This window comes from Streptomyces sp. NPDC037288, from assembly GCF_055603265.1.
In genome coordinates, this window is the sequence record NZ_JBVJVY010000230.1 from 1 (window position 1) to 1,148 (window position 1,148).

The following is a 1,148-nucleotide window of genomic DNA, read 5'->3' on the forward strand; positions in this document are numbered from 1 at the left end:
AATCTTCACGAAGTCCCTGATGGGCATGGATGGGTGGCTGTATCCCGTGGTGTGTGAGGTATGCGGATGGGGGCGGCCTGACCCCTGAGGGACGTCGGCGTCGGGAGACGGTACGGATGCAGGCGGCCGAGCTGTTCGAGCAGAAGGTCAAGCCGCCGGAAGTCGCACGGCGGCTGCGGGTGAGCGTGAAGTCGGCCTACCAGTGGCACCAGGTGTGGCGGGACGGCGGTGCACGGGCTCTGGCCTCCCGCGGCCCGAGCGGGTCGCGGTGCCGCCTGTCCCCACGCTGTCTGGAGAAACTGGCCGCGTATCTCGAGCAGGGCCCGGCCGCGCACGGCTGGGTGGAGGACCAGGTGTGGACGGCGGCGAGGGTGGCCACGCTGATCGGCAGGAAATTTCACATTGCCTACAGCGTCTCCGGGGCCACGCGGCTGATGCACCGGCTCGGCTTCAGCCCGCAGATCCCCGCGCGCCGGGTCGCCGAACGGGACGAGACGGCCGTCACGGTATGGAAGGAGGCGACCTGGGCCGAGGTAAAAGAGCCCGGGCGGCCTGCGGCGGCTACATCTGCTTCGAGGACGAGGCAGGCTTCACCCGGCGGCCGCCCCAAGGACGCACCTGGGGCCGGCGCGGCCGCACACCGGTCGTGACCGTCAGCGGACGACGCTCGGGACGGCTGTCGGTGGCCGGACTCATCGCCATGCGGCCCGGCTCCCGCACCCGGCTGTGCCACCGCCTGCGCACCCACCCCGCAGGCAAAGGCAAGCGCCGCAGCATGGGCGAACGCGACTTCATCGCGCTGATCGACGGCACCCACCAGCTCCTCAAGGCACCGATCGTCCTCGTGTGGGACCGGCTCAACACGCACGTCTCCCACGCCATGCGCGAGCTGATCGCCGAACGTGAATGGCTGACGGTGTTCCTGCTGCCCGCCTACTCACCCGACCTCAACCCCGTCGAGGGCGTGTGGGCACACGTCAAACGCAGCCTGGCCAACCTCGCCGTCATGGCCCTCGACCGGCTCGAAGTCCTCGTCCGCAACCGGCTCAAGCGCCTGCAGTACCGGCCCCACACTCTCGACGGCTTCATAGCGGGCACCGGCCTGACCTTCGACGACCCACCCTCACCCTGACGAGCTGAAGCCAGTA

General features: G+C 69.6%; 1 protein-coding gene. It reads left to right on the forward strand.

What is annotated here, in order from left to right:
• Window positions 1-53 precede the first annotated feature (53 nt).
• Window positions 54-1,132, forward strand: a protein-coding gene (locus ACZ7GZ_RS43450; RefSeq protein WP_471033397.1) for an IS630 family transposase whose coding sequence is annotated in 2 segments (ribosomal slippage) — window positions 54-555 and window positions 555-1,132 — 1,080 coding nt in all. Because the reading frame shifts where the segments join, the coding sequence is not laid out codon by codon here.
• The last annotated feature ends 16 nt before the right edge of the window (window positions 1,133-1,148 follow it).